The organism is Pseudomonas sp. SDO5522_S412, assembly GCF_054071215.1.
Genome location: NZ_JBSVWQ010000356.1, coordinates 1 through 3,893, shown reverse-complemented (window position 1 = coordinate 3,893; position 3,893 = coordinate 1). Strand labels below are relative to the sequence as shown.

Annotated in this window: 3 protein-coding genes; all 3 read left to right on the top strand. The window is 59.4% G+C overall.

Annotated elements, in window-relative coordinates; genetic code table 11:
* Nucleotides 1-255: 255 nt before the first annotated feature.
* The 3 genes from ACW9I6_RS31310 to ACW9I6_RS31300 are packed head-to-tail and all read left to right on the top strand — an operon-like array spanning nt 256 to nt 3,821.
* Nucleotides 256-915, top strand: coding sequence for a paraquat-inducible protein A (locus ACW9I6_RS31310; protein ID WP_017478595.1), 660 nt, complete (start codon nt 256-258; stop codon nt 913-915).
* Entirely contained in the window at nt 902-1,525 is a 624-nt protein-coding gene (locus ACW9I6_RS31305; protein ID WP_003214366.1) for a paraquat-inducible protein A, read from the top strand. Before ACW9I6_RS31310 ends, ACW9I6_RS31305 begins: the two co-directional genes overlap by 14 nt.
* Nucleotides 1,518-3,821: a PqiB family protein gene (locus tag ACW9I6_RS31300; protein ID WP_003214369.1), complete on the top strand. Its 2,304-nt coding sequence runs from the start codon at nt 1,518-1,520 to the stop codon at nt 3,819-3,821. The genes ACW9I6_RS31305 and ACW9I6_RS31300 overlap by 8 nt, the downstream gene beginning before the upstream one ends.
* Nucleotides 3,822-3,893 lie beyond the last annotated feature (72 nt).

Below are 3,893 nucleotides of genomic sequence, written 5' to 3'. Positions count from 1 at the left end.
TAAATTCCAGAACCCCTGATTGCTTATGCAGTCAGGGGTTTTGTTTTGGGCGGTCGGAAAGTATGGCGAGCTTGCTGGCGAAAAACTCCAACGGTAACGCGGGCTACCTGATGCCACGCATTGGTCTAAATCCCCTCGTCCCAATCCCCCCTCGCGCGCACAAACGCTACTGAATCCCCCGACAAATTTGCACAGTTATTTCTGAACCAGAACACTAGAATAGGCACCTAATCTTTTTTAGAGTCCGAGCCCTATATGCCCGACCCGGTTGATACCCTTGAGGTGTCAGACTTACCGCTGGACGAACTGGTGGCATGCCATGAGTGCGACCTGCTGATGCGCAAGCCGGAGCTTGCCCGCGGTGAAAAGGCCCAATGCCCACGCTGCGGCTACGAGCTGTACGCTCACCGCCACAACGTCGTTGAACGAAGCCTGGCGTTAGTGATTGCCGCGCTGCTGTTGTACGTCCCCGCGAACTTTTTACCCATCATGCAGCTCAATCTACTCGGGCAGTCCTCGCAGGACACCGTGTGGACCGGCGTGGTCGGTCTGTTCGACACCGGTATGCAAGGCGTCGCCGTGGTGGTGTTCCTCTGCAGCATGGGCATTCCATTGCTCAAGCTCCTGTGCCAACTGGCGGTATTGCTGAGCATCCGCTGGAACATCGGCCGTAGCTACGGTCTGCTGTTTTATCGCATCTACCATCATCTGAAAGACTGGGGGATGCTCGAGGTCTATCTGATGGGCGTGCTGGTGGCGATCGTAAAGCTGGCTGACATGGCCACTATCACCGTAGGGCTCGGTCTGGCCTGCTTCGTCAGTCTGTTAATGGTCCAGATATTGTTGGAGGTGGTGATGTCACCTCACCAGATCTGGGAAGCGCTGTCAGGAGAGGATGCTCATGCGGGCGATTGATGCGGGCATTCTGATCTGTACCGAATGCCATGAATTAAACAAACAAGACCCGGACACCGACGAGCAAACCTGCACCCGTTGCGGTGCGCTGGTCCATGCTCGCCGGCCGAACAGCCTGACACGCACCTGGGCGCTGCTGATCACGGCAGCCATCTTGTACATCCCGGCCAATTTGTTGCCGATCATGACCGTAAGCTCCCTGGGCCAAGGCGATCCGAGCACCATCATGTCTGGCGTGATCCAATTGATGCAGCACGGTATGTTCCCCATCGCCGCTGTAGTGTTCATCGCCAGCATTCTGGTGCCCACCTTCAAGCTGGTGGGCATCGGCTTGTTACTGTTCTCGGTGCAGCGTCACCAGCCACTTTCCGCGCAACAACGCATTATCATGTACCGCTTTATCGAGTTCATTGGCCGCTGGTCCATGCTGGATATCTTCGTGATTGCCATCCTGGTGGCAGTCGTAAACTTTGGGCGACTTGCCAGTGTCGAGGCCAATCTCGGTGCCGTAGCGTTCGCCAGTGTGGTGATCTTGACGATGCTTGCCGCAGTAACTTTCGATCCCCGACTGATTTGGGATAACACGGAGTCGGACGACGACCATGAGTGATTTGCCTAAGGCTAAAACCCGCCCAGCTTCCAACTGGTCGGCCATTTGGGTGCTGCCCCTGATTGCCCTGATCATCGGCGGCTGGTTGGGGTGGCGCGCCTACAACCAGCAAGGCATCGAGATTCAGGTTCGCTTTGAAAGCGGCGAAGGCATCCAGGCCAACAAGACCGAAGTGGTCTACAAAGGCATGTCCGTGGGTAAGGTCAAGACCCTGGCCCTGGATGACGAAGGTAACAATCGCGGGGTGATTGCTACCATCGAGATGAACAAGGATGTGGAGCAATACCTCAAGACCAACACCCGCTTCTGGCTGGTAAAGCCAAGTGTCAGCCTGGCCGGGATCACCGGCCTGGAAACCCTGGTCTCGGGTAACTACATCGCCGCCAGCCCAGGCGATGGTGAGCCGACGCGCAAGTTCAAGGCCCTGTCCGAAGAACCGCCTTTATCCGACGCCAAGCCCGGCCTGCACCTGACGATCAAAGCTGATCGACTCGGCTCGCTGAACCGTGGCAGCCCGGTGTTCTACAAGCAGATCCAGGTCGGCCAGGTCAAAAGCTACCTGCTCTCCGAAGACCAGACCACCGTTGAAATCAAGGTCTACATCGAGCCGACCTACGCCAGCCTGGTGCGCAAACACACGCGTTTCTGGAACGCCAGCGGCATCAGCATCGACGCCAACCTTTCCGGCGTAAAAGTCCGCAGTGAATCCCTGGCCAGCATCGTTGCCGGCGGTATCGCCTTCGCCACGCCGGAGAACCGCAAGGACAGCCCACCGACGGACCCGAGCCTGCCGTTCCGCCTGTACGAAGATTTCGATGCAGCCGCGGCGGGCATCAAGGTCAAAGTCAAACTCACCGACTTCGAAGGCCTCCAGGCGGGCCGCACCCCGGTGATGTACAAAGGCATCCAGGTCGGCAGCCTGAAAACCCTGAAGATCGATCCGGACCTGTCCAGCGCCAATGCCGAGTTGACCCTCGACCCACTGGCCGAAGACTACCTCGTCCAGGACACCCAGTTCTGGGTGGTCAAGCCGTCTATCTCCCTGGCGGGCATCACCGGGCTGGAAGCGTTGGTCAAAGGTAACTACATCGCCATCCGTCCCGGCGACAAGGGCACCGCGCCACAACGGGAGTACGTCGCCCGCGCCAAGGCGCCGCCACTGGACCTGCGTTCCCCCGGCCTGCACATGGTGCTCTTCACCGACAACCTCGGCTCCCTGGATGTCGGCAGCCCGATCCTCTACAAGCAGGTCAAGGTCGGTTCCGTGCAGAGCTACCAGTTCTCCCGCAAGAACAAGCAACTGGTGATCGGCGTCCATATCGAGAAAGAATACGAAGGCCTGGTCAATGGTTCGACCCGTTTCTGGAATGCCAGCGGCGTGACCCTGACCGGTGGGCTTACCGGCGGCATCCAGGTGAAAAGCGAATCCCTGGCCAGCCTGATGGCGGGCGGTATCGCCTTCGAAACCCCGGAGCCGAATGTGCCGCTGAAAAAGCGCATCCCGCGTTTCCGTCTGTTCCCGGATCGCGAAGCCGCCAATCAGCACGGTACGTTGGTGACCATCAAGGTCGACCGCGCCGATGGCCTGCGCCCGGGTACGCCAGTGCGCTTCAAGGGCCTGGACGTAGGCAAGATCGAAAGTGTCGACCTGAGCGCCGACATGCAATCGGTGCTGCTCAGCGCGCGTATCACCCAAGTGGCCGACCGCATTGCACGGGCCGGCAGTCAGTTCTGGGTGGTCAAGCCTGAACTGGGCCTGATGAAAACGTCGAACCTGGAAACCCTGGTGACCGGCCAGTACATCGAAGTACAGCCAGCGACCAAAAGCATCGGCCCACAGAAGAGTTTCGTCGCGCTGGACAAGCCGCCAGAAGCCGTTCATCAGGAGGAGGGCCTGAGCCTGGTACTCAGCGCCGCACGCCGTGGCTCGTTGAAGGAAGGCGTTCCGGTCACTTACCGCGAAGTCACCGTAGGCAAAGTTACCGGCTACGAGCTGGGTCAGACCGCCGACCGTGTGCTGGTTCACATCCTGATCGAGCCCAAGTACGCGCCTCTGGTGCGCAGTGGCAGCCGGTTCTGGAACACCAGCGGCTTCGGGCTCGACTTCGGCTTGTTCAAGGGCGCGACTGTTCGCACGGAGTCCCTGGAGACCCTGGTCGCCGGCGGCATCGCCTTTGCCACGCCGGACGGCGAGCGTATGGGCAACGCTGCACGGCCCCAGCAGACCTTCCCGCTGTTCGACAAGTTTGAAGATGAATGGCTGACCTGGGCCCCTAAAATCCCACTCGGCAAATAGACCGAGGCGCGGCCTTCGCGAGCAAGCCCGCTCCCACATTTGACCCAGTTCCCATTGAAGGAACCCGATTGA